19 protein-coding genes, 1 other RNA gene and 1 pseudogene are annotated in these 24738 nt (G+C 71.6%); 9 read left to right on the forward strand and 12 right to left on the reverse strand.

Annotation, left to right across the window (positions count from 1 at the left end; translation table 11 throughout):
• Nucleotides 1-232 precede the first annotated feature (232 nt).
• The 6 genes from Q3Y56_RS12635 to Q3Y56_RS12655 all read left to right on the forward strand — a co-directional run bounded on the left by Q3Y56_RS12635 (nt 233) and on the right by Q3Y56_RS12655 (nt 6730).
• A complete protein-coding gene (locus Q3Y56_RS12635) occupies nt 233-466 on the forward strand; it encodes a hypothetical protein (protein ID WP_304465577.1) in 234 nt (77 codons plus the stop codon).
• A gap of 402 nt (nt 467-868) precedes the next feature.
• Nucleotides 869-1744 (forward strand): hypothetical protein, encoded by an 876-nt coding sequence (locus Q3Y56_RS12640; RefSeq protein ID WP_304462037.1) that lies wholly within the window; start codon nt 869-871, stop codon nt 1742-1744.
• Nucleotides 1741-2445, forward strand: a complete 705-nt coding sequence (locus Q3Y56_RS33500) for a DUF6531 domain-containing protein (protein ID WP_369696740.1) — start codon at nt 1741-1743, stop codon at nt 2443-2445. The genes Q3Y56_RS12640 and Q3Y56_RS33500 overlap by 4 nt, the downstream gene beginning before the upstream one ends.
• A 163-nt stretch (nt 2446-2608) precedes the next feature.
• Nucleotides 2609-5554 carry an RHS repeat-associated core domain-containing protein gene (locus Q3Y56_RS12645; protein ID WP_369696741.1) on the forward strand — a complete coding sequence of 982 codons (2946 nt, stop codon included), beginning with the start codon at nt 2609-2611 and terminating at the stop codon, nt 5552-5554.
• A gap of 16 nt (nt 5555-5570) precedes the next feature.
• The gene (locus Q3Y56_RS12650; RefSeq protein WP_304462038.1) at nt 5571-6128 is read left to right on the forward strand and encodes a hypothetical protein; all 558 of its coding nucleotides are present in this window, start codon (nt 5571-5573) and stop codon (nt 6126-6128) included.
• A gap of 8 nt (nt 6129-6136) precedes the next feature.
• The gene (locus Q3Y56_RS12655) at nt 6137-6730 is read left to right on the forward strand and encodes a DUF4291 domain-containing protein (RefSeq protein WP_304465578.1); all 594 of its coding nucleotides are present in this window, start codon (nt 6137-6139) and stop codon (nt 6728-6730) included.
• On the opposite strand, the gene Q3Y56_RS12660 is transcribed toward Q3Y56_RS12655, so the two are convergent.
• Nucleotides 6727-7695 carry a LysR family transcriptional regulator gene (locus tag Q3Y56_RS12660; RefSeq protein WP_304462039.1) on the reverse strand — a complete coding sequence of 323 codons (969 nt, stop codon included), beginning with the start codon at nt 7693-7695 and terminating at the stop codon, nt 6727-6729. The two genes, Q3Y56_RS12655 and Q3Y56_RS12660, sit on opposite strands and share 4 nt — an antisense overlap.
• A gap of 99 nt (nt 7696-7794) precedes the next feature.
• Between Q3Y56_RS12660 and Q3Y56_RS12665 the strand changes: the two genes are divergently transcribed.
• Nucleotides 7795-9066: an MFS transporter gene (locus Q3Y56_RS12665; RefSeq protein WP_304462040.1), complete on the forward strand. Its 1272-nt coding sequence runs from the start codon at nt 7795-7797 to the stop codon at nt 9064-9066.
• A 58-nt stretch (nt 9067-9124) separates the two neighbouring features.
• Here Q3Y56_RS12665 and dacB read toward each other — a convergent pair whose 3' ends face one another.
• The 7 genes from dacB to ftsE all read right to left on the reverse strand — a co-directional run bounded on the left by dacB (nt 9125) and on the right by ftsE (nt 16283).
• Nucleotides 9125-10801: a D-alanyl-D-alanine carboxypeptidase/D-alanyl-D-alanine-endopeptidase gene (gene dacB, locus Q3Y56_RS12670; RefSeq protein ID WP_304462041.1), complete on the reverse strand. Its 1677-nt coding sequence runs from the start codon at nt 10799-10801 to the stop codon at nt 9125-9127.
• A gap of 223 nt (nt 10802-11024) precedes the next feature.
• Entirely contained in the window at nt 11025-12251 is a 1227-nt protein-coding gene (locus Q3Y56_RS12675; protein ID WP_304462042.1) for a hypothetical protein, read from the reverse strand.
• Nucleotides 12252-12363: 112 nt separating this feature from the next.
• Nucleotides 12364-12733: a transfer-messenger RNA gene (ssrA, locus tag Q3Y56_RS12680) on the reverse strand.
• Nucleotides 12734-12880: 147 nt separating this feature from the next.
• Nucleotides 12881-13360 (reverse strand): SsrA-binding protein SmpB, encoded by a 480-nt coding sequence (smpB, locus tag Q3Y56_RS12685; RefSeq protein WP_304462043.1) that lies wholly within the window; start codon nt 13358-13360, stop codon nt 12881-12883.
• 18 nt (nt 13361-13378) lie between these two features.
• Nucleotides 13379-14605, reverse strand: coding sequence for a S41 family peptidase (locus Q3Y56_RS12690; RefSeq protein ID WP_304462044.1), 1227 nt, complete (start codon nt 14603-14605; stop codon nt 13379-13381).
• Between the two features lie 67 nt (nt 14606-14672).
• Complete coding sequence (ftsX, locus tag Q3Y56_RS12695) at nt 14673-15584, reverse strand: permease-like cell division protein FtsX (protein WP_304462045.1); 912 nt, start codon at nt 15582-15584, stop codon at nt 14673-14675.
• A 9-nt stretch (nt 15585-15593) separates the two neighbouring features.
• On the reverse strand, nt 15594-16283 hold the full coding sequence (gene ftsE, locus Q3Y56_RS12700; RefSeq protein WP_304462046.1) for a cell division ATP-binding protein FtsE: 690 nt from the start codon (nt 16281-16283) through the stop codon (nt 15594-15596).
• 362 nt (nt 16284-16645) lie between these two features.
• Here ftsE and Q3Y56_RS12705 point away from each other — a divergent pair, with 362 nt between their 5' ends.
• Nucleotides 16646-16834: a hypothetical protein gene (locus Q3Y56_RS12705; RefSeq protein ID WP_304462047.1), complete on the forward strand. Its 189-nt coding sequence runs from the start codon at nt 16646-16648 to the stop codon at nt 16832-16834.
• 192 nt (nt 16835-17026) lie between these two features.
• Here the strand turns inward: Q3Y56_RS12705 and Q3Y56_RS12710 are convergent, their stop codons facing one another.
• From Q3Y56_RS12710 to Q3Y56_RS12725, 4 genes are all read right to left on the reverse strand, one after another.
• Nucleotides 17027-17758: a hypothetical protein gene (locus tag Q3Y56_RS12710; RefSeq protein WP_304462048.1), complete on the reverse strand. Its 732-nt coding sequence runs from the start codon at nt 17756-17758 to the stop codon at nt 17027-17029.
• A gap of 309 nt (nt 17759-18067) precedes the next feature.
• A complete protein-coding gene (gene prfB / locus Q3Y56_RS12715; protein ID WP_304462049.1) occupies nt 18068-19174 on the reverse strand; it encodes a peptide chain release factor 2 in 1107 nt (368 codons plus the stop codon).
• Nucleotides 19175-19241: 67 nt separating this feature from the next.
• Nucleotides 19242-20597 carry a serine/threonine-protein kinase gene (locus Q3Y56_RS12720; RefSeq protein WP_304462050.1) on the reverse strand — a complete coding sequence of 452 codons (1356 nt, stop codon included), beginning with the start codon at nt 20595-20597 and terminating at the stop codon, nt 19242-19244.
• A gap of 198 nt (nt 20598-20795) precedes the next feature.
• Nucleotides 20796-22511, reverse strand: a complete 1716-nt coding sequence (locus Q3Y56_RS12725; protein WP_304462051.1) for a serine/threonine-protein kinase — start codon at nt 22509-22511, stop codon at nt 20796-20798.
• 588 nt (nt 22512-23099) lie between these two features.
• On the opposite strand from Q3Y56_RS12725, the pseudogene Q3Y56_RS12730 reads away from it, so the two are divergent.
• Nucleotides 23100-23861: pseudogene (locus Q3Y56_RS12730) on the forward strand (FHA domain-containing protein); the annotation flags it as partial.
• Nucleotides 23862-24738 lie beyond the last annotated feature (877 nt).

Here is a 24738-nt window from a genome sequence, read left to right on the forward strand (position 1 = left end):
TAAGAGTCTGCGGTGCCCCTTCGCCAGTCTCCGCGGCCAGGGTCCAGTCAGCGGCCCTTGAGTAGTCCACCTGCGGCTCCTCTCCGACACTTGGGACCCGCTGGGCCACCTCACGGAGCAGTGGCTGGGCGGCACACCGGACACCCTCATCACCCACTACACGTACACCCACCGCGAAGACGGTCGCCTGACCGGCCTGGCCGACCACCAGACCGGCCCCCGCACCTTCGACCTGGACAATGCGGGCAGGGTCACGGCGGTTCGTGCGCGGGGCTGGAACGAGACCTACGCCTACGACGAAGCGGGCAACCAGACCCAGGCGACCCGGCCCACCGGCCATCCGCCCCAAGGCGCGGCGGGCGATCGCGCCTACACGGGCACCCGGTGGCGCTACCTGTACGACCCGTTCGGCCGGCGCCACCACACAGGGCGAGATCGACGCCCGCTTCTTCCCGATCGTCACTGACCTGCTGGGCCCCCGACCGAACTGGTCGAAGAGGCAGGCGACATCACCCGGCACACCCGCAACACGAGCGCAGATCGGCACGCAGCCACGCATGGCAAGACCCGCGCCGGTCAGCCGAACGAGCGGCAGCTTGGGCGCCGATGGCTGGGACTCGTCTACCGGACGCATCGTGATCTCCCCGCCGCCGGCGCTGCCCGGCGTTGTCCAGGGAGTGCCGGACGTCGGTCCGCCAGCCCGCTGAGCTGGGTCAACGGTGCAGGCGGCGGTATCCGGCAGCGCCCCTGGGATGACGCTTGCCGTATCGTCTGGACGATCTCGACGGGGTGGCGGGAACCGGACGGTCGGCTCGTGCGTCCATGATCGCTGATCCGTTGTTTTTCGCCGATTCACGGGGGAGTGGGGATGGGCGTCGTTCTGCCCGATGAATTGAGCATGGTGCTCAACTTGATCGGCGTGAGCTGGCCGAACGTCGATGAGCAGGACTACCGCGACATGGCCACCTCACTCCGCGATTTCGCCACCGAGATCGACACCGGTCGTGGTGACACGCAGACGGCGCTGAACCGGCTCATCTCGACCAACCGTGGTGAGACGGCCGACGCCATCAACACCCATGTGAGCAAGCTCAACGGGAAGCATCTGCACAACCTGGCGGAAGGCTCGCGGCTGTTGGCCGGCGGGCTGGACTCGGCCGCGACGCTTGTGGCGTGGGCCAAGGACGCGGCGATCATTCAGTTGGGGATTCTCGCCGCTGAGATCGCCACCGCCCAGGCGACGGCGATCTTCACCCTCGGGCTCTCCGAACTCGCGGCCCTGGGCGGGGTGGCCGTCACCCGCACCGTCGTGAAACGGCTGCTGAAGGAGGCCGCCGAGTACGCCGTCCAGGAGATCATGGCCGTCGTGACCGGCCCGGTCTTCTTGGCCCTGGAGAACATGGCGACCGACCTGATCGTCCAGGTGGTCGAAGACGAGTTGGGGATCCGGGACGGCGTCGACCTCGACCAGACCGCCAAGGCCGGCAAGGACGGACTGCAACTGGCCAGCGTCGACGGAGGCGGGGGCCTGGTGCTGGCCAGCGTCGGCCCGGGCGGGGCCCCGGTGATCTCGCCTTTGACGAGCACGAGCACAACACGTTCGCTTCACGGGTCCACGACCACTCCACGCACCTGCACGAGAAGGGCGGCCACCACCTCTCCCTCAGCCGCAACCACTTCGGCCGCACCAAGGGCAGGGGTGACCTGGCGCAGACCATCGAGACGGCCGTCGAGAAGGCGATGAAGTCGCTCGGCGGCGCCCACGGCAAGCTGAAGACGCACCTGACCGACGTCGGCGACGGTCTGGTCAAGGCCGGCGGCGGCCACAAGCGGCACAACGAGAAAGTCCGCGACGACTTCAAAGGCGTCAAGAAGCCGGACGTGGGTGATGCCCCTGCCGGGGGTAAGGGCGGGGGCGGGGGTAAGCCGTCCAACAGTGGTGGTTCGAAGGGCGGGAAGCAGCACGTCAAGCCGGACTCGCTGCGGGATGCGAAGTCCGACCCGCGCCGCAACGGGATCTCTCTGAACAAAAAGACGTGCAAGAACGACCCGGTGGACGTCGCCACCGGCGAGATGACTCTGCAGCAGACCGACCTGACCCTCCCCGGGGCGCTCCCGCTCGTCCTGCGGCGCACCCACCTGTCCGAGTACCGCTTTGGGCAGTGGTTCGGTCGCAGCTGGGCCTCCACCCTGGACGAGCGCCTCGAACTCGACCCCATGGGCGTGGGCGCGGTCTGGGCACGCGAAGACGGATCACTCCTGACCTACCCGCACCTGCCACGACCCGGCGGCGAAACAGTCCTCCCCTGGAAGGCCCCCGCCTCCCCCTCGTCCACGGCGGTCACGACGGTCCGGAGACCACCTACCAGATCACCGACCCGGACACCGGGGTCACCCGCTCCTTCACCGGGAGTCCCTACCGCGAGTCGGCCGCGTACTGGCTGACCGAGCTCCACGACCGCAACAACAACCGCGTCGAGTTCGCTCGCCGAGGCGACGGCTCCCCACCGCCGTCGTCCACGACGGCGGCTACACCGTCCGGCTCACCACCGAAGACGGCCGCGTACACAAGCTGGCCCTGTGCACTCCCGATGGCACGGTCACCGCCATGGCCTACGGCTACGACGCGGACGGCAACCTCGACGCGGTCACCAACTCCTCCGGCCTCCCGATGCGTTTCACGTACGACGCCGACGGCCGCATCATCTCCTGGACCGACCGCAACGAGTCCACCTTCCGCTACGTCTACGACACCAACGGCCGAGTCGTACGCACCGTCGGCCCCGACGGCTACCTCTCCTCCACCTTCACCTACGACACCCACCCCGAGACCGGCGACCGGGTCACCCGCTACACCGACTCCACCGGCACCACCGTCCTCCACCTCAACGAACACCTCCAGGTCACCGCCGAAACCGACCCCCTCGGCAACACCACGACCCAGGAATGGGACCCCTACGACCGCCTGGTCTCCCGCACCGACCCGCTCGGCCACCTGGCGCGGTACGAGTACGACCAGGCCGGAAACCTCACGGCGGTCACAAGCCCCGACGGCAGCCACTCCACCGCCGAGTACAACAACCTCGGCCTCCCCGTGACCCTGACCGGTCCCGACGGCGCCACCTGGCACCAGACATACGACGACGTGGGTCGCCGCACCTCCGTCACGGACCCGACGGGCAACACCACCCACTACACCTACGACGAGAACGGCCACCTGACAGCCGTCACCGACGCACTGGGCGCCACCACCCGCATCCGCTGCGACACGGCGGGCCTGCCCGTCGAGATCACCGACCCACTGGGCGGAACGACGACCTATCACCGCGACGCGTTCGGCCGCCCCGTCGCGATCACCGATCCGATGGGCGCGACGACGCGGCTGACCTGGTCGGTGGAGGCCAAGCTGACCAGCCGCACGGCGCCGGACGGCTCACAGGAGCAGTGGACGTACGACGGCGAGGGCAACTGCATCGCCCACACGGACGCGGTCGGCGGCGTCACGACCTTCGAATACACCCACTTCGACCTGATGACGGCCCGCACCGATCCGGACGGCGTGCGCTACGAGTTCGCCCACGACGCATCGCTACGCCTGACGGAGGTGGCCAACCCTCAGGGCCTGAGGTGGCGTTACACCTACGACGCCGCCGGCCAGCTCGTGTCCGAGACGGACTTCGACGACCGTCACGTGACCTACGCCTACGACGCGGCGGGGCGTCTCGTGGCCCGCACCAACCCGCTCCGCCAGACGGTGACGTACGAACGCGACGCCGCGGGGCGCACGGTCAGCAAGGACGCCGAGGGCAGCGTCACCACCTTCGTGTACGACGCCGCGGGACGCCTGCTGTCGGCCGCGAGCCCGGACGCCGAGGTGGTCTACCAGCGAGACCGTCTCGGCCGCATCACGTCCGAATCGGTGGCAGGCCGCGAGCTCCGGCACACGTACGACGCACTGGGCCGCCGTACACAGCGCGTGACCCCCACAGGCGCGGTCAGCACCTACGCCTACGACGCGGCGGGCAACCGCAAGACACTGACGTCGTCGGGCCACACAGTCACATCCGCCTACGACGCGGCGGGCCGCGAAACGATCCGGGGCATCGGCGACGCCCTCTCCCTGACCAACACCTGGGACCCGTTGGGCCGTCTCACGGCGCAGACGCTGACGGGCGCGGACGACGCGAGCGTCCAACACCGGTCCTACACCTACCGCGAGGACGGCCACCTCACCGGCCTTGCCGACCAGCTGAGCGGACCACGTACCTTCGGCCTGGACACGGCGGGCCGCGTCACGGCGGTCCACGCGGCGGGCTGGAGTGAGACATACGCCTATGACGAGGCGGGAAACCAGACCCAGGCCGCCTGGCCCGCCGCCCACCCGTCCCAGGACGCGACGGGCGCCCGCGTCTACACGGCCACCCGCCTCACCCGCGCAGGCGCATACCGCTACGAACACGACGCCGCGGGCCGCCTCGTGCTCCGCCAGAAGACCCGCCTGTCGAAGAAGCCGGACACCTGGCACTACGCATGGGACGCCGAGGACCGCCTCCGTCAGGTCACCACCCCGGACGGCAGCCGGTGGCGCTACCTGTACGACCCCTTCGGCCGCCGCGTCGCCAAGCAGCGCCTGGACGCGGACGACAGGGTCGTCGAGGAGGTCACCTTCACCTGGGACGGCCCCACCCTGGTGGAGGAGACCACCACCTCCCCCGGCCTCCCGAACCCGGTCACGCTGACGTGGGACCACGCGGGCGTCCGCCCCGTGGCGCAAACGGAACGCATCACCGACGCCACGACGCGGCAGGAGGTCGACGCCCGCTTCTTCGCGATCGTCACCGACCTGGTCGGTGCGCCGACGGAGCTCGTGGACGAGACGGGCGGCATCGCCTGGCGCACCCGCAGCACGCTGTGGGGCACGACGACGTGGGCGGCAGGCAGCACGGCCTACACACCACTGCGCTTCCCGGGCCAGTACTTCGATCCGGAAACGGGTCTGCACTACAACGTCCAGCGCTACTACGACCCGGAGACGGCCCGCTACCTGTCGGCGGACCCGCTGGGGCTCGCGCCTGCTCGCAACCCGGCGACGTACGTCTCCAACCCCCACATCTGGTACGACTCACTCGGCCTCGCTCCCGAGTGCGAAACCGTGACGGTGTACCGGAAGCAGGACACGGCGTACCCGCAGACCATGCGACTTCACGTCGATGGAGACGGGAACGTCACCCTGACCGGAAGCGGATCCCTCTATGTCAATATGACGGGAGACATCTCTCATTCGCTCACCTTCAAGGGCGATCAACTGATCGCCTTCGAGGTTCCCAAGTCATTCGTGGACGAGATTGCCGCCGACTCCCTTCCCCAGCGCAAGCCGCCCGGCTGGGAAGGGAGTGAACGAGACTGGAACAGAGCGCGTAAGATCGCACCCGACCAGTCCGACGGCCCAGGCCTGTTCGGCCTCCCGGACAACAAGAAGTTCGGAACGAACTACCACCAGATGCTCATGGACGCGATCATTCCCGGATCGGGCCGCATCGTCGATGACTTCTAGCCAAGGCCGAGAACCCATGGAACGCTCTCACCTGGACGCGGAGCTCTCGCGTCTCAAGCACCGCCCTTCAGGGCAGCCCGTCCCGCTGCTGGGCGTGTTCACCGTTGTTCCCGCCGCGAACGGTTTCACCTATGCCGCACGTATCAGGGAACTACTCCTCGCGGCAGTAAGCATTGCCCGGTCTGCCGACTTCGACCAGGACGACGTTTCACCGGACAGCCTTCCCGCCTGGTTCCTCTCGCACAGCACAGGGGAAACGAGCGCGGAAAACGACGATCGGGCCGGCAGTGAGGGCAAAGCCAGCTACGAGCGGAATCGCGGAGAAAGGCCCTGGACCGCCGAGGAGTGGCTTTACTGCTTCGATCCCGACCTGCGGTCCTGGTCCTGGTGGGATGTGACAGCCGACAAAGACGGCCATGTCCGCGTCTGGGTGGACACCAAGGGTGAGGGGCACATTCCCTGCGAAGAGCTCTGGTGGGCCGTTTATGTGGCCGGCGCTTCCGAAGTGCGGACCTTCACGCTGGAGTACGCATCGGCATGGCAGGAACAGCAGAGCCTGTCCGAAGAGAGCTGATGTCGGCCATGGAAGAACCGAAGCGCGGGATTCGCGCGCAGTACACGGACACCACGATCACCGTGTATCAGGCGTACCCTCCGGAGATCGGTCTGCCCGCGGCGCGGCAGGGTCGCTTCCCCGCGATCTGGAAGCGCGACCGGATGACGTGGATCAAGCCGTCGTTCCTGTGGATGATGTACCGCTCCGGCTGGGCCACCGAGGCGGGTCAGGAGACCGTTCTCGCCGTCGAAATCTCCCGCCGGGGTTTCGAGTGGGCGCTGCGACACGCCTGCCTCTCCCACTATGAGCGCGGCCTGCACACCGACCGCTCCGCATGGAAGCGTCAGCTGAGGCAGGCTCCTGCCCGCGTCCAATGGGACCCCGAACGCGACCTGCGGCTGAGGCCGCTGCCGTATCGCTCGCTGCAACTCGGCCTCACCGGCGAAGCCGCACAACGCTACGCAGACGAGTGGATGGTGTCCGTCACCGATGTGACCCCCCTGTCACACGAGATCCACGCACTGGTCCGCGAGGGCGACCTGGCCGCCGCCGCGCGCCGGCTGCCACCGGAACGTCCCTACCCTGGCGAAGACGGCCTGCTGGCCCATCTGGGCGCTTAATCAACGGCCGGTCCAGTGAGCCGCAGGTCCGGCTCCGGGAGCCAGGAGTCCCGCGGCCGATCCAGCCACCGCTCCGACGCCACCAGCCTTCCCGCCGTCGCGTGAAGTGCCTCCAGGGCCGGGTGGCGCAACCCCCTCCTCCACACCATCGAGATCGGCGACAGCGGGACCGGGTCCACGATGGGGCGGAGCACCATGCCAGGGAGTTCGATGAACTCCACGCTGGCCAGGACCGACCAGCGGTGTTTGCGGACGACGCGGATGAACTCCTCCTCGCCGTCGATCTCCGGGAACGGCTCGGCGATGTGGATGCCGCGGCCCGCGAAGAGGCGGGTCGCGAGGTCGGTCCATTCCGCCGTGTGCGGGTTGCCCGCGGCCGCGTAGAGGGTTTCGCCCGCCAGGGCGGCGAGAGGGATTTCCGTGCGGGCCGCCAGGCGGTGGTCGTCCGGGAGCAGGACCGTCATCGGTTCGTAGCGGACCGGGCGGTGGTCCAGGCGGGACAGGGCCGACGGGTCGAGGCCCGCCACCCGGCCGAAGGAGACGTCCAGGCGGCCCGCGAGGATCTCGGCCGCCGCGCCGGTCAGGCCGCTGTGGAAGCGGGCCACCAGTTCCAGGTCGGGAGCCGTCTCGCGGGTGCGGGTGAGGATCCGGTACGCCGTGCCCACCTTCGCGCCGACGTCCACCAGCAGCGGGCGCTCGTCGCGTACGAAGGCCGCCGTCAGGTCGTCGTGGGCCGCCAGGACCCGGCGGGCGTGCGGCAGCAGGCGTTCGCCCGCGGGCGTGAGCGTGACCTGGCGGGTGGTGCGGACGAACAGGTCCGCGCCCAGGTCGCGTTCCAGGCGGCGGATGTCGCGGCTGAGGGCCTGCTGGGCCACGAAGAGGCGGGCCGCGGCCCGGGTGAAGTGGAGCTCCTCGGCGACCACGGTGAACGCGCGGAGGAGGCGCGGGGCTATGTCCTGGGGCACCCCGCCATCCTTCACCCCACCGCGTTGACAACGCCAGCGCGTTAATCGGCGCTGAGCAGGTGTTGGACCCGGGGGTCGGCCCGGCACGACCGTTGTTCCATGATTCTTTTCCTTGCTTCCCGGCCTGTTGTCGCCGCTCCGCCTGTTGTGCGGCCCGCTGCCCCCGTCCGCCGGCGGTCGCTCCTGCGGCCCTACCGGCAGCTCTTCGCCGCGCCCGGCGCGCTCTCCTTCACCCTCGCCGCCCTCGTCGCCCGGCTGCCGGGATCGATGCTCGGTGTCAGCACAGTGTTGATGATCGCCCTGAGCCGCGACTCGTACGCGCTCGCCGGGGCGGTCTCCGCGACCGGCGTCGCGGTGACGGCCGTCTGCTCGCCGCTGCTCGGGCGGCTGGTCGACCGGTACGGGCAGGCGAAGGTGGCCGTTCCCGCCGCCGGGGTGTTCGTCCTGGGGGCGGCGGCGATGCTGCTGTGCGTGCACTACCGGGCGCCCGACTGGGCGCTGTTCCTGTGCGCCGCCGGTTCTTCGGGCGTGCCGGGCATCGGGGCCATGACCCGCGCCCGCTGGGCCGTCATCCACCGGGATGACACCGCCCTCCGGCACACGGCCAACTCCTTCGAGCAGGTCGTCGACGAGGTCTGCTTCATGGTCGGGCCCGCCCTGGCGATGGTGCTGTGCACGGCCGTCTTCCCCGAGGCCGGGCTGCTCACGGGCGCGGTGCTGCTGACCGCGGGCACGCTCGCCTTCGCCGCCCAGCGCGCCACGGAGCCGCCGCCCCACCCGCGGGACGGCTCCGGGCGCGCGGCCTCCCCGCTGCGCGCCGGCGGGGTACGGGTCGTGCTGGCCACCTTCCTGGCCACCGGCGCGGTCTTCGGCTCGATGGAGGTCGCGACGGTCGCCACCGTGGAGTCGTACGGGGACGGCTCGGCGAGCGGCGCGGTGCTGGCCCTCCAGGCCGGCGGGTCCTGCGTGGCCGGGCTGGTCTTCGGCGCGCTGCCGGTGCGCGGGTCGGCGATGGGGCGGTTCGTGGCGGGGGTCGCCGCGATGGCGGTGGCGATGCTGCCGCTGCTCGCGGCGGACGGGCTCGGCCCGCTGGCCGCGCTGCTGTTCGTCGCGGGCATGGCCACCGCCCCCACGATGATCACGGGCATGACGCTCGTTCAGCGGCTGGTACCCACCGGGCAGTTGAACGAGGGCATGACCACCGTGTACACCGGTCTGCTCGTCGGCATCTCGGCGGGGGCGGCGACCGGCGGCTGGGCGGTCGAACAGTTGGGGACAGGCACCGCGTACGCCGCCCCGGCCGCGGCCGCCGCACTCGCCCTGGCCATCGCCCTCACGGGGGCGCTGGTGGGGGCGCGGCGGCCGCGTTGAGCGGGCACGTTCGCCGGCTCAGCGCGTTCAGCAGGCGCCGGCCGCGCTCAGCAGGCTCTCAGCAGAGCACCGGCTTGCGCCACGCGCACTCCAGTTCCTCCGCGCCCGACTCCGCGCCCGATTCCGCGCCCGGCTCCGTGCCGGGAGCCCCGGCCCGGTCCGCGCCACGCTCACCGCGTGGCCGGGCCGGGGCCGTACCGCCAGACCTACCGTCAGCGCCACCGTCCTCGCCCCACGACGCCAGCGTCACCACGATCGCGTCCTCGACGCTCTTGACCGACGCCGCGAGATGGTTGTTGAGGACGATCGCGTACACCAGCTCGCGCCCGTCCGCGTCGGTCACGTACCCGGAGAGCGCCGACGCCCCGGTCAGGGAGCCGGTCTTGGCGCGCGCGTTGCGCTCCGCCGCCGTGCCGCACATGCGGCCGCGCAGCGTGCCGCCGGTGAGCCGGTCCGGGTCGCAGGCCACCGGCAGCGCCGCGTACCAGTCGGCGTACCACGGCTCGTCCCGTACGGACAGCAGCAGCTCGGCGAACGCCCGCGCCGGGACGGTGTTCATCCGCGACAGCCCCGAACCGTCCACCTGGCGCAGCGTGCCGGGGTCGACGCCCAGCCGCTTGAGATAGCCGCCGATCGCGGTGAGGCCCGCGCTCCAGGTGCCCTTGCCCGTCGTCTTGTAGCCGATGGTCTTCGTCAGCACCTCGGCGTGGTTGTTGTTGGACAGCTTCATGAACGGGACGAGGAGCTTCTTGAGGGGCATGGAGCGGTGCGCGGCGAGCCGCTCGGCGTCGGCCGGGGTGGGCAGCCCGAGCCGGGTCGGTCCTTCGATCCGTACGCCGTGGTCGGCGAGCGCGTCGGCGAAGACGGCGGCGGCATAGCCGGTGGGCTCCCAGACGCTCACCCACTCCTTGGCGGTGGCGCCGCCGACCGGGATGCCGCCGGTGACGGTGATCGTGTTGCGGCCGTGCTCCCGCTCGACGGTCAGGGTGCGGCGGCCGCCCTCGGCCAGGGTGGTGGCCCGGTTGTCGATCCGTACGTAGCCGTTCGCGGGGGTGACCTTCACCCTCGGCTTGGCACCCGCGCGGGCGCCGGGAGCCGCCTCGACGATCACGGTGCCCGCGTCGTAGTCGGTGTCGGGTGCGACGGTGAGCGGCGAGATCTGCGCGGAGTAGTACGAGGACTCGTCGTCGGCCGCCCACGAGCGGCCGAGCCGCTGGTTGTCGAACCGGGTGTCGTCGGCGATCAGCCGCCCGGTGATCCGCTTGACGCCGGACCGCGCGAGGTCGGCGGCCAGCCGGTCGTAGTCCTTGGCGAGCATGGTCGGGTCGCCGGTGCCGCGCAGGTAGAGGTCACCGGTGAGGACGGAGCCGCTGCGGCGCCCGTCGGTGAGAACGTCGGTGGTGAAGCGGTAGCCGGGGCCGAGCAGTTCCATGGCGGCGGCGGAGGTCGGCAGCTTGGTGTTGGACGCGGGCATCAGCCGGTCGGCGGGCCGGTGCTCGTAGAGGGTGTCACCGGTGGCGGCGTCGGCCACCACCACGCTCGCCGCCCCGCCCGCCAGGCGGGGATCGGCGAGGACGGCGTCGATGGCCTTCTCGAGGTCGTCACCGGTCCGGCGGAAGGCGTCCGCACCGGCCGGTGAGCTCCAGCTGAGGGTGGCGGCGGCCAGTCCGAGGACCAGCGACAGAATCCAGGCACGGGCGGGCCCGCGCCTCACACTACGCACACGTCTCGTCATGCCATGTGAGGATCCCGCAGGAGGGGCGCGGAGGACAGGGGGCGGGCGGCGACTTCGGAACCGAGCGGCGGGCGACGCCTGTCGGCACCCGCCGGTCCGCTCGGCTCGCCGACCCGCGCCTGCTGTCGTACGGAGCCTTCGCCTCGCCTCAGCGCCTGCCCCGTACGGACCCTCCTCGCCTGCTCCGACGGAACGTCAGTCGCCCGACGACCGCCTCGGAACGTCAGTCGCCCGACGACCGCCTGCGCTTGCGCATCAGGAACACGGCACCGGCGACCAGGACCACGGCGCCGATGCGCGCGGCCATCCACATGCCGGTCGGCCAGCCGCTCTCGTCCCCGCCTTCCTCGTCCCGTGCAGCGCCCTTGGTGACGACGATCTCAGCGGTCTTCTTCACCCGCCCGTGGTGGCTGACGACGGTGACCGGATACGTCCCCGGCTCCAGCCCTCGGCGCACCCTCGCCGGCCCGTAGAAGCGCCTGTGGTCATCGCCGTCGGCCGCCTTGCTGTCGTCGAGCCTCAGCCTCGCGGGGGACTCGAACGCCGGGGAGGTCGCCGTGAGCCGGTGTTCCTCGCCGACGTCCGGGGCGGTGTCGCGCAGGAGCACGTTCACCACACCCCCGGAGGCGACGCGGAAGTCCTTGGCGCGGGGCCGGTCCGGGGACCCGTTCCTCCCGAAGAACCGGAGCGGCCCGACCTCGCCCACGTAATCCCTGTCGCCGGACCGGGCCGCGCGGACCTTCAGCTTGCGCTCGGTGATCCGCTTCCCACCGGGACCGGTGAGCGTCACCGCGTACGTGCCGTCCCGTACGTCAGGCGGCAGGTCCGGCCGCGCCGTGAACAGGCGAGGGTTGTACCAGTCGCGCTCCTCGTCGTGCGTGAGTCGGACGGGCGCGGCGAACGCCTTGGACCGGACGGTGAAGTCCGTGCCGGTCTCGCCCGGGTAGAGGTCGTCGAACTCCAGATACATCCGCTCCCCCGGCCGGGCCTCCTCGTGGAACGCGGACACGTCGAAAACCGGCCGCTGCGACGCGACGACCTTGACCTCGTCCCGGGCCACCTCCCTGCCACCGACCTTGACCACGACCGGATACGTGCCGGGTCCGGCCGTCATCGCGAGCGGCTCCTGTGCCGCGTAGTACGACACCACGACGTCGCCCTCGGTCCCCTCGGAGACCACGTCCTTCTTGTGCACCAGGTGGACCTTGTCGCCAAAGGCCGGCGAGGAGGCCACCACCTTCGCCTGCCCCCGCTCGGGGCTGATGCCCTCCAACCGCAGATCGACGATCTCCCCGGGGCGGGCGTCCATGGCGCCGTTGAGGATCAGGGACACCGACGGGTCCCCCGCATCGGCCGGGCCCGCCCCGTCGGCTGCCGCCGGGCCCGCCGTGACCGCGCAGCCCAGCACCCCACCACACACCGCGGCGGCCCATGCCCGCGTCCAGCCCATCGCTTCCCCCTTCAGCCACACGACCTTCAGTCACACGACGAAGGCCCCGCTGTCGTCTGACAGCGGGGCCTTCGCCTCACATGGGATGACATCCGGGGGCAGGCCCCCGGAATGGTGGAGATGGCGGGAATCGAACCCGCGTCCAACGGTGCAGAACCAGGGCTTCTCCGTGTGCAGTCCGCTGCGATTTTCTCGGCCCCGGAGATCACGCGGACAAGTCTCCGACGGGCTCAGTCACTGTTTGATTTCCTTCCAGGCCCCGTGACCGGGTCTAGAAGTTTAGTCCCCTAGCTGATGCCAGGATCCGGGTCGGGAACAGCCCCGGGCTGACACTTCGCAAGTCGCTACTTAGGCAGCGAGGGCGAAGGAATCGCGCTTGGTGTTGGCGATTATTGGTTGCGACATATGGTTTACGAGATCATTGCCGCTTCCTCGACACGCTTCCCCTGCTTCGACAGCCGCTGTCGAAACCGATCATCCCCATGTTGATTTTTCAAAAGGTGCTCCACACCCGCTCGGGGTGCAGGAGTCATCGTACGGGATCAACGCCGGAGCAGGCCAGCTTATTCCCGCCGGTCGGGCGAACCGCCGGTCGGGCTGAGCGTGCCGCCCGCCCGTCCCGTGCAGCGTCAGGCCCGCTGCCTGCGCCGCGCCGCAGAGATCGCCCGGTCCGCCTCGCGCCGGTCCTGCTTCTCCCGCAGCGTCTGCCGCTTGTCGTACTCCTTCTTGCCCTTGGCGAGCGCGATCTCGGCCTTCGCCCGGCCGTCCTTGAAGTACAGCGACAGCGGCACGATGGTGTGCCCGGTCTCCTGCGTCTTCTGCTCCAGCTTGTCGATCTCCGCACGGTGCAGCAGGAGCTTCCGCTTCCGCCGTGCGGAGTGGTTCGTCCAGGTCCCCTGGCTGTACTCGGGGACGTGCACGTTGTGCAGCCAGGCCTCATGGCCGTCGATCTGCACGAAGCCGTCGACCAGCGACGCGCGACCCTGGCGCAGCGACTTCACCTCGGTGCCGGTGAGCACCAGTCCGCACTCGTACGTGTCCAGAATGTGATAGTCGTGCCGCGCCTTCTTGTTCTGCGCGATGAGTTTGCGACCCGTTTCCTTAGCCATAACGGGGCCATTGTCGCACTAGGACCCGCCTCCGAGGCCACTTAATACCGTACGGGCCCGGTCCTCCGCCTTGCCGCCGTCCGCGCCGTCGACGCGCAGGTCCGGGACGATGCCGGTGCCGTCCACGCCCCGCCCGGACGGGGTCTTGTAGTGGCCCACGGTCAGCTCGGCGACGGAACCGTCCGGCAGCTCGCTGGGCATCTGCACCGAGCCCTTGCCGAAGGTGCGGGAGCCGACGACGACCGCGCGGCCGCGGTCCTGGAGCGCGCCGGTCAGCAGCTCGGCGGCGCTCATGGTGCCGCTGTCGACGAGCACCACCACCGGGGTCCTGGTGTCGCCGCCGGGCGCCGCCTCCAGGACGCGCTGCTCGCCCCGGTCGTCGTAGGTGGCCACCAGGCCGCCGTCGAGGAAGGCGGAGGCGGCGGTGACGGCCTCGGTGACCAGCCCGCCGGAGTTGCCGCGCAGGTCGAGCAGGATGCCGTCGCCCGCGGGGGCCCGGCGTACCGCCGCGCGGACCCGCTCGCCCGTGCCCCTGGTGAAGGACTCGACCCTGACCCGGGTGGTGTCGGGCTCCCGGTCGGTGAGCCGGTCGACGGTCACCGGCTCGGTCGCCAGCCGCGCTCGGCGCAGCGTCTGGCTCCAGCGCCGCTCGCCGCGCTGCAACCCCAGCACCACCGGCGAGCCCGGGATGCCGTCGCGCCCGCCGCGCAGCCAGGAGACGACCTCGGTGACGGGGCGGCCGGTGGCCGAGGCGCCGTCGACGGTACGGATCCGGTCGCCGGGCCGGAGTCCGGCCCGGGCGGCGGGGCTGCCGGGCTGTACGCGGTCCACCGCGATCCGGCCGCCGGACGCGCGCCGGGCGGCCACGCCCACGCCCACGTACGCGCCGTCCAGGTGCCGCCGGAAGCCCTCGTACTCACTGGCGCTGTAGACCGCGCCCCAGCGGTCTCCGCTGCGGCTGACCACGTCCCGGGCGGCGGCGGAGGCCGACTTGCCGTCCTGCTCGGCGGCCACGGCCGCGGCCTCGACCGCGTCCGCGTCGGCCGCCGCGGCCACCGGGCGGGACGGGATCCGGCTCGCGGTCTGGTGGCGGCCTCCGGAGGGGGTGTCGCCCCACGACCCGGCGGCGGCGCCGGTCGCCAGCACGCTCGCGAAGACCAGTGTCAGGGCTGCCGCGCGGCGGGTACGGCGAGGGGGCCCGCCGCCGGAGGCAGGGGGTGGGACGAACAGACACGGGCCCGACATGGCGGTGAGTCTAGGCCACCACCGGGCGCCGCAACGGGTGTTGACCGCACGGCGCCCGGGGCGAAACTCACACCTTGAGGTACTTGCGGAGCGCGAAGAACGCCGCGAGCGCCGGCATCAACAGGCCGATCGCCAGGACCAGCGGCAACTTGGCGAGCACCGCGTCCCAGCCGATGAAGTTGATGACGTCTATGCGCTCCGCCAGCCATCCCTCGACCAGGAACTTCTGCCCGCTGACCAGGAGTACGCAGGCGAAGGCCGCGCCCATCAGGCCCGCGATGGCGGCCTCCATGATGAACGGCATCTGGATGTAGAAGCTGGAGGCGCCGACCAGCCGCATGATCCCGGTCTCCCTGCGGCGGCTGAACGCCGACACGCGCACGGTGTTGACGATCAGCATCAGTGCGACGACGAGCATCAGCGCCATCACCCCGAGCGCGGCGTAGTTCATGCCGTTGAGCAGATTGAACAGGTTCTCCAGGGTGGCCCGCTGGTCCGTGACCTCCTGGACACCCGGACGTGCGGCGAACGCGCTGGAGATGACCCGGAACCGTTCGGGGTCCTTGAGCTTGACCCGGTACGACTCCTGCATCTGGTCCGGGGTGAGGGAGCTGGCCAGCGGGGAGTCGCCAAACTGCTCCTTGTAGTGCTTGTACGCCTCTTCGCTGGTCTCGAACTGGACGGACTCGACGATCTTCATCTTGTCCAGTTCGGCGCGGATCTCCTTCTTCTGCTCCTCGGTGGCCGCGCCCTTCTCACAGTTGGGCGAGGTCTCCTTGTCGTTCTTGTTGCACAGGAAGATCGAGACGTTGACCTTGTCGTACCAGTAGCCCTTCATCGTGCTGACCTGCTCGCGCATCAGCAGCGACCCGCCGAACAGGGCGAGCGAGAGGGCGACGGAGACGATCACCGCGAAGGTCATCGTGAGATTGCGGCGGAGACCGACGCCGATCTCCGACAGGACGAACTGGGCGCGCATGGCGTCCTTTCAGTGCTGGTAGCCGTAGACGCCGCGGGACTGGTCGCGGACGAGACGGCCCTTCTCAAGTTCGATCACGCGCTTGCGCATCTGGTCCACGATCTGCTGGTCGTGGGTGGCCATGACCACCGTGGTCCCGGTCCGGTTGATCCGGTCCAGCAGCTTCATGATCCCGACGGACGTCTGCGGGTCGAGGTTGCCCGTCGGCTCGTCCGCGATCAGCAGCATCGGGCGGTTGACGAACGCCCGCGCGATGGCGACCCGCTGCTGCTCACCGCCGGAGAGCTCGCCGGGCATGCGGGCTTCCTTGCCGCCGAGCCCCACGAGTTCCAGCACCTCGGGAACGGTCTTGCGGATGGCGCCGCGCGGCTTGCCGATCACTTCCAGGGCGAAGGCCACGTTCTCCCCCACCGTCTTGTTGGGGAGCAGCCGGAAGTCCTGGAACACCGTCCCCAACTGGCGGCGCATCTGCGGCACCTTCCAGTTGGAGAGCCGCGCGAGGTCCTTGCCCAGCACATGGACCGCGCCGTGACTGGCGCGTTCCTCGCGGAGGATCAGTCGCAGGAAGGTGGATTTGCCCGACCCCGAGGACCCCACCAGGAAGACGAACTCGCCCTTCTCGATCTCGAGCGAGACATCCCTCAGGGCGGGGTGGTTCTGCTTGGGGTAGGACTTGGAAACGTTGTCGAATCGGATCACTTAAAGCACCACGGTCGACCTGGGTAGGGGTACGGGCTGCCACTGGCGCGGCTCCCGTCGGTGAGCGTGACCATACGCGAACCGCGTGCGGGCGCGCAGTCGTCACTCCCGGTTGGTGCGTTTATTCACGGCGCATCGCGGACAAACCGAGGACAACCGGGGAGAAAACGCCTGCTGACCGGCCTGAGGATGCTACAGCCCCGGTACGGTCCGGGCGCGGAATCGTACGGGGCGCGCCGAACCGGTCGGAAGCTGGCACAGTAGATGGGGGGAACCGCCCCCGAAGGGGGAACCATCCCCGGCCCCAAGGCGTTGACACCGTGTCGATCCAGCGGCAGCGCCGCGCGGGAGGAGGAGTGCGCATGACGTATGACAGGCTCGTCTGCGCCAACTGCGCGAGCCCCGTCAGCGAGGGCCGCTGCCCGGTCTGCCGGGCCAGCAGGGAGCGGCTGCAGCACGAGGGGCTGTTCGCGGGCGTGACCCCGGCGACGCTGGCCGTGCTGCTGTTGGCCCTGGTCGCGGTGGCGCTGTTCGCCCACCAGATCATCTGAACTGCCCGTAACGGATACCGTCCGTAACGAATATTGCCCGCACGATCGTCGCGTCCGCATGCCGTCGTGATGCGTGTCGCCGTGACGCACGCCGTTGTCCCGCCTGGCGTGACGTATACGGCCCCGCGCATACGTCAAGGGCCCGGAGCGCCGTAGCGCTCCGGGCCCTTGTCACTGCCTGTCGCCGGTGGATCAGGCGACGGTGTTGCGGTTGATCAGCCGCGGCATGAGGCGGAAGCCGATGCCGCCCGCGATCATCGTCGCGGCGCCGACCAGCAGGAACGTGGTGCCGGAGGCACCGGTCTCGGCCAGCTCGCCGTCGCCGGTGTGGGCCACCTCTTCCTTGGCCTTGCCCTGCTGCACCGGCTTGCTGCCGATGCTGTCGGTGTCGGTGTTGTCGTCGCCACCGTTGTCACCGCCGGTGCCACCACCGTTACCGCCGTTGTCCGGCGGGGTGGTCGGCGTGCCGGTCGGCGGGTCCGTCGGCTTGCCCGTGGGCGGGTCCGTCGGCTTGTCGGTCGGCGGGTCCGTCGGGTCCGTCGGCGGGTCCGTGGGAACGGTCGGCGGGTCCGTCGGAACCGTCGGCGGGTCCGTCGGGACGGTCGGCGGGTCCGTGGGAACCGTCGGCGGGTCCGTCGGAATGGTCGGCGGGTCCGTCGGGATCGTCGGCGGGTCCGTCGGAATGGTCGGCGGGTCCGTCGGGTCCGTGGGCGGGTCCGTCGGGATCGTCGTCGGGTCGTCGACCGGCGCCTTCAGCCCGACCTCGACACCGCTCTCGTCCGCGTTGGCCTTGACGCCGACACCGCCGACGTTGACATCGATGCCGACGGCCGAGGCCGCGCCGGCGGCGGTGAGCGACGCACCGGCCGCGATCACCGCACCGGCCACGATCCGCACGACGCGCAGCCGCGTCTTGTTGGTCATCTGCCTGCTACCCCCAGTAGCTGTTCTCGTCCATGGAGCAGCGTCCGGGGCAACGGATTCGAGGGGGGTACCGAGTTGCGGCGCCGACGTCGAAGCGCGGCCCGCCTGCCCCCCATCACACGCGCCCCAGTCATACGCATGCCGCGCGTCAGCTTTCCCCGTTCCCCGAGGCCCGTCAAGGGCATTGCGCACGGAATGCCCGTTATACGGGCTCTTGACGGCTCTACGGGTACGCGACTGTGACGAAACAGGTGGTCAGCAGGTTTGGGGAGGTGTCGGGCGGGCTCGCGGACGAGCCCGCGAACAGGCCTACTTCTCCTGCTGCTTGCGCCAGCGGATGCCCGCTTCCAGGAAGCCGTCGATCTCGCCGTCCAGCACGGCCTGCGGGTTGCCGACCTCGAACTCGGTGCGCAGGTCCTTGACCATCTGGTACGGGTGCAGGACGTACGAACGCATCTGGTTGCCCCAGGAGTTGCCGCCGTCGCCCTTGAGCGCGTCCATCTTGGCCTGCTCCTCCTGGCGGCGGCGCTCAAGGAGCTTGGCCTGGAGGACGTTCATGGCGGTGGCCTTGTTCTGGATCTGCGACCGCTCGTTCTGGCAGGAGACCACGATGCCGGTCGGGATGTGGGTCAGCCGCACCGCGGAGTCGGTGGTGTTGACGCCCTGACCGCCCGGGCCGGAGGAGCGGTACACGTCCACCCGCAGCTCGGACTCGTCGATCTCGATGTGGTCGGTCTGCTCCACCACGGGCAGCACCTCGACACCCGCGAAGGACGTCTGACGGCGGCCCTGGTTGTCGAACGGCGAGATGCGCACCAGCCGGTGCGTGCCCTGCTCCACCGAGAGCGTGCCGTACGCGTACGGGGACTGGACGGCGAAGGTGGTCGACTTGATGCCGGCCTCTTCCGCGTACGAGGTCTCGTACACCTCGGTCTTGTACCCGTGCCGCTCGGCCCAGCGCAGGTACATGCGCTGGAGCTGCTCGGCGAAGTCGGCGGCGTCGACGCCACCGGCCTCCGCGCGGATGTTGACCAGGGCCTCACGCGCGTCGTACTCGCCGGACAGGAGGGTGCGCACCTCCATCTCGTCGACGGCCTTGCGCACCGAGTCCAGCTCGGCGAGGGCCTCGGCGCGCGTGTCCTCGTCGCCCTCGGCCTCGGCGAGCTCGAAGAGCACCTCGACGTCGTCGATCCGGCCGCGCAGCTCCTCGGTCCGGCGCAGGTGCCCCTGGAGGTAGGAGAGCTTGCTGGTGATCTTCTGCGCGTTGTCCGGGTCGTCCCACAGGGACGGGGCCGCCGCCTGCTCCTCGAGCACGGCGATGTCGGCCCTCATCTTGTCCAGATCGAGGACCGCCTCGATCGACCCCATGGTGGAGGAGAGGGACTTCAGCTCTTCGGATACATCGACGACTGCCACGCCCCCAGCGTAACGGCTGACGGGGTGATCTTGTCCCGCCCAGTCGGCCGAGCTCTTTCGGGTGCGGTCAGCGGCCCGGTTCGGCCGGCGCGGAGTGTTCCGTTCCGCCCTTGGGGCCGTCCGACCCGCCGTCGTCGCCGAGCGCCAGCCAGCCGCCGATGCCCGCGACGGCGATCAGCGCGGCCGCGAGCCCGAGCCGGACCCGGCGGCGGCGCACCGCGTCGGACACCTGCCGGTTGCGGGCCGAGCCCGCCCGGCGCTGCCCGGCGGCGCGCGGTGCGCGGGCCGTGCCGTGCGCGCCGCCCGCCAGCTCGTCCGGGCCGGGTACCCGCATGCTGGTGTGCGTGTCGCGGTTGGAGTCCGAGACCGCGCCCGGGACCAGGGGCACCGCGCCGCGCCGCCGCTCCCCCGGGCTCGGTCCGGTGGGTGTCCCCAGGGCGCCGCCGGGCCGCGCCGCACCGGTCGCACCGCCCGCGCCGGGGTCGTACGAGCCGTCGTACGGGCCGCCGCGAGGGGCCGGGGACGCGTCCGGAGCCTCGTCCTCCGGTTCGTCGATGTCCAGCGGCGGGATGCCCCGCAGGCCGGGCTGCAGCTCGCGCAGCCGCGCCGCCAGCTCGGAGGCGCGCAGCCGGGAGGCGGGGGCCTTGGCCAGGCACTGGAGCAGGAGCTGCCACAGCTCGTCGGGGATGCCGGGGAGCGGGGCGACGGTCTCGGTGACGTGCCGCCGCAGCACCGCGCCGGGGTGGCCGCCGCCGAACGGGGTGAAGCCCGCCAGCAGCTCGTACAGCACCGTGGCCAGGGCATAGACGTCCACGCTGGCGCGCGGCGGCAGGCCCTCGATGATCTCGGGGGCGAGGTAGTCGGGGGTGCCGATCACCCGGGCGGTGTGCTGCCTGCCCGCCGGCGGTGGCGGCAGGGCCCGGTTGGGCGAGTCGACGAGGCGCGCGATGCCGAAGTCGGTGAGGAGGGCCGGATGGGAGCCGCCGGGGCCGAGCGGTCCCTGCATGTCCAGCAGGACGTTCTCCGGCTTGACGTCGCGGTGCACGATCCCGGCGGAGTGGGCCGCGGCCAGCGCGTCGGCGACGTCCGCGGCGATGGCGACGGCGGCCTCGGGGGCGAGGCGGCGCTCGCGGTCGAGCCGGGAGCGCAGGTCGGTGCCCCGCACCAGGTCCATGACCAGCGCGAGGTCGTTGCCGTCGACGACCAGATCGCGCACGCCGACGACGTTCGGGTGGTCGAGGCCGAGCAGCGCGGCGCGCTCCTGGACGAACCGACCGACGAGCTCCTGGTCGGAGGCGAGGTCCTCGCGCAGAAGCTTGATGGCGACCGGGCCCTCGGGTCCGTCGCCCAGCCACACCGTGCCGGCGCTGCCGCGGCCCAGGACCTGGTTGGCGGTGTACCGGCTGCCGATCTTCCGTGACAAGACTGCTTCGACTCCTCCGACAGGGGCCACGTCGGAGGCAAAACTACGCGGCCGAGGCCCTGTGAGGGCCCCGGCCGGTGACAACTGTCCCCTTCTGGGGTGGAAAACACCCTTCGGATGTCGATAAATCCCCAAAGTCGGTGGCTACGACACCTGGGCCGTCAGCCGCCGGTCCCGGAGAGTCAGCCGCCGACCGAGTCAGCCGCCGGCCTTGGAGAGCAGGTCCTCCACGCGGGAGAGCACGTCGGTGGCCGTGTCCCAGAGGTTCTTGCCGTCCGCGACCCAGTCCTTGACCGGAGTCAGCTCCCAGACCAGGAAGAGACCGACGATCATCAGCACCAGGATGAACAGGCAGCCCTTGAGGCAGCCCAGGCCCGGGATGCGCATCGGGTTGGCGCCGCGCCGGCGCGGCTCGCGGCGCGGTGCGGGCTGCTGCGGCGCCTGCGGCTGCTGCGGGGGCGCGTACGGCTGGTGGTGCTGGGGCGGCGGCGCGTACGGCGCGGGCGCCGGGGCCGGAGCGGGGCGCTGCTGCTGGTACGGCGGCGGCTGCGGCTGGTACTGCTGCTGCGGCGGGTACGGCTGGTACGGCGGCGGCTGCTGGCGCCGCTGCTGCGGGCGCTGCGGCGGCTGCTGCTGGTACGGCTGGGGCTGCGGCTGCTGCTGGCGCCGCTGCGGCCGGCGGCGCAGCGGGTCCTCGCTCGGGTCGAGGTACTGGACCTGGGTCTGGTCGTTGCGGTCCCGGGCCGCGCGCATCTGGTTCTGCCAGGGGTGCGGATCGTCGTCGCCGGAGCCCGAGCCCGAGCCGGGGCCCGGCGGTACGGGCGGCATGACGCGCGTCGGGTCGGCGCCCGGCCCACCATCGGGCCCACCGCCCGGCCCGCCCGTCTGCGGCAGCACGCTGGTCGCCGCGGCGGGGTCGTACGAGGGGGCGTTCGACGGCAGCACCTGGGTCGGGTCCGCGGCGCCCGCCGGACCGGCGTCCGGCACCACGGCGGGCGACGGGTCCGGCGCGAGCAGCGCGCCGACGCCGAGCGCGGCCTCGGCCTGCGCGGCCGAGGCGTGCACGCCGATGCCCTCGGCGACCACGCGCAGCGCACGGGCCAGGTTCTCGGCGCTCGGCCGCTCCTCGGGCCGCTTGCGCAGGCAGCGCTCGATGACCGTCCACAGCGGCTCGGGCACGGTGGTGGGGCGGCGCGGCTCCTCGCTGAGGTGCCGGTGCAGGACTTCGAGGGCGGTGCTGCCCGCGAACGGCGGACGCCCGGTGACCAGCTCGTACAGCAGGATGCCCGCGCCGTAGATGTCGACGGCGGAGGTCTGCGGCCGGCCCTCGGCGGACTCCGGCGCCACGTAGGCCGGGGTACCGACGAACTCGTGGGTCCGGGTCAGCCCCGGGGAGTCGGCGAGGCGCGCGATGCCGAAGTCGGTGAGCATCGGGTGCATCTGCTCGCCCTCGCCGGTGCCCGCGACCAGCACGTTGGCGGGCTTGAGGTCGCGGTGCACGACGCCGTCGGCGTGGCTGGCGGCGAGCGCGTCGGCGATCTGCGCGGTGAGCAGGGCGGCGGCGACGGGCGTGAAGGGCCCGTTGTCGCGCAGGTATTTGTGCAGGTCCGGGCCGTCGACCAGGTCCATGACCAGGGCGAGGAGATCGCCCTCGACGACCAGGTCGCGGGTGCGGACGATGTTGGCGTGGGTGAGCCGGAGGAGCACCGAGCGCTCGCGCAGGAAGCGCATGACGATCTCGGCGTCGTTCGCGAGCTCCTCCTTGAGGACCTTGATCGCGACGGTCTCGCCCGGCTGACCGGTCACGGCGGCCTCGGCGCCCGCCGCCTCCCGCTGGCGGGCCCGCCAGACGGTTCCCGTGGCGCCGCGCCCCAGCGGCTCCTCCAGGAGGTACTTGCTCCCTACCGGCCGCACGTCATGCGCTCCCTGATCGTGGTCATGTCGGGTGATTCCGTGTGATGCGGGTTGCTGTCTCGCTGTAATCGCGGTGTCGCTGCGATGCGGTGTTGCTGTCTCGCTGTGATGCGGTGTCGCTGATTCCGATGCTTCCGACCGGCCGGATCCGGCCGGTCGCCCCACTCTAGTGCCGGTATACGGCACCCGTGGCGGCCCGCTGTCCGGGTGGTGGCCGGGCGGACCCCGCGGGGACTCATGGGAAGACGTGCGATCCGGACAGATGGTTGCTCGGGAAACGGCGGCCATCCGGGCCGCGGGCTGGCACAAGGGGAAACGGCGCGGTCTCAAGCGTCCAATTTCGGCCAGCCGACCGACCAATCAAGATCATGTACCGGTGGTCGCCGGGCGAACTGTCAGTGGCAGGTGCGAGGATGCACGCAGCACGGATGTCGTGACGGAGCGAAGCGGGGGGCGCGCGCCGTGCGCCGTACGACCCGGCCCCGTGCCGGGTACGACGTACGACCTGTACGTGCCGACGCGCCTGAGGTCGGCGGGGGAGACGGCACCCCCTGCCGGTCCCCGGGGCAGAAGGGACCGTTGACGGCTATGCAGATTCGGCTGACCGTCCTCGGGCCGCGCAGCGCCCACCCCGGCCCGCACTCCGGCCCGGTGCCCCGGTCCCGGTCCGGCGGGGGCTCAACCTCCAGCTCGGGCTCGGGCTCCGGTTTTGCTTCGGATTCCGGCGCGGGCTCCGGGCCGGGCGCGGACTCCGGGTCCGGCGCGGGCTCAGGCGCCGGGTCGCGGGAGCAGGGCCGTCCCGGCGCGCCCGGCTGCGCCGTCGACGTCCTCGTGACCGCCCCCGTCGGCACCCCTCTCGCGTCCGTCACCAGCGGCATCACCGCCGCCGCGGCCGCGGCGGGCGCCGACGTCGGTGGCGGTCCCACCGTGCTGTACGCGGGCTCGGTCCGGCTGGACCCGCAGCGCTGCGCGCTCGGTGAGCCGCCGCTGGTGGACGGCGCGGTGCTGTCCCTCAACGCCCCGGCCGACCCCGACGCCCACGCCGGCGACCCGGCGGCCGCTGCGGTCGGCGCGCCCGCGCGGCTGGACGTGGTCGCCGGCCCCGACGCCGGCGGTGTCCATCTGCTGCACGGCGGCCAGATCCGCATCGGCCGCTCGGGCGAGGCGGACGTCACCCTGGACGATCCGGACGTGTCCCGGCTGCACTGCGCCGTCACGGTCGCGGAGGACGGCCGGGTCAGCCTCGCCGACCTGGACTCGACAAACGGCACGTCCGTGAACGGAGAGCGGGTCGGCGGCACCCCGATACCGCTGGCTCCGGGCGCCCTGCTGCGCATCGGCGAGTCCGCGCTGCGGCTGCGTGTCCCGGCGACGGAGCCCGTGCCGGGCGGCCTGGCCACGGCCCCGGACGGCGAGGGGCACCTGCGGGTGGGGCCGTACGCCGGGGGTCCGGCCGCACCGGGCACTGGTGGCGCGTACGAGGGTCCGAGCGCTGGCGGTGCGTACGAAGGGCCGTACGGCGCGGTGTCCGCGTACGGAGCGGGTACGGGTACGGCCACGGGCGCGGCGTATGCGCAGGGTGCCGGCTCTGGCCGCACCCCCCACGCCCCGTACGCGTCGGGGCAGCCGGACGCGCGGCACGGCGGCGGTTCCGCCCGGGCGGGGCACGCGGCCGACGGGCGGGGCACACCGCTGCGAGGGACGCCGGTTCCTCCCGACATCACGGCGGCGGCGGACGGGCACCACGCCGCCGCGGGGTACGGAGCCACGACGTCCGGTCACGGCACGGGGCAGCCCGCGTACGGGACGGGACAGGCCGGATACGGGACCCCGGCCGGTTACGGAACGGGGCAGCCCGCGTACGGGACCGGCGAGGCGGGATACGTGCCCGGGCCTGCCTACGGGGCCGATCAGGGCGGAGACGGCGGCGCGATCGCCGGGCCGCCGCCGTCCGGGCATCCGGAGGGCACCGGCCACACCGGTCCCGGCGGCCGCCCCGACCACGCCCCCGCACCGCCGCGCCGCCGCGGCATAGGGGCCTGGGCCCGGCGGCTCGCGGGAGGCCGGGCGACGGACCGGCGCACGGACACGGCGGACGGCCGACTCGCGGACGACGCCGACGCGGCACGGGCCAGGGCCGCCGCCGAGGCTGCCGCGCTGCACCAGCGGTCGCCGGACCTCGCCGACGTCCTGATGACCGTGCTGGGCCCCGGCCCCCGGCTGTGGG

It is taken from the genome of Streptomyces sp. XD-27 (assembly GCF_030553055.1).
Taxonomy (GTDB): domain Bacteria; phylum Actinomycetota; class Actinomycetes; order Streptomycetales; family Streptomycetaceae; genus Streptomyces.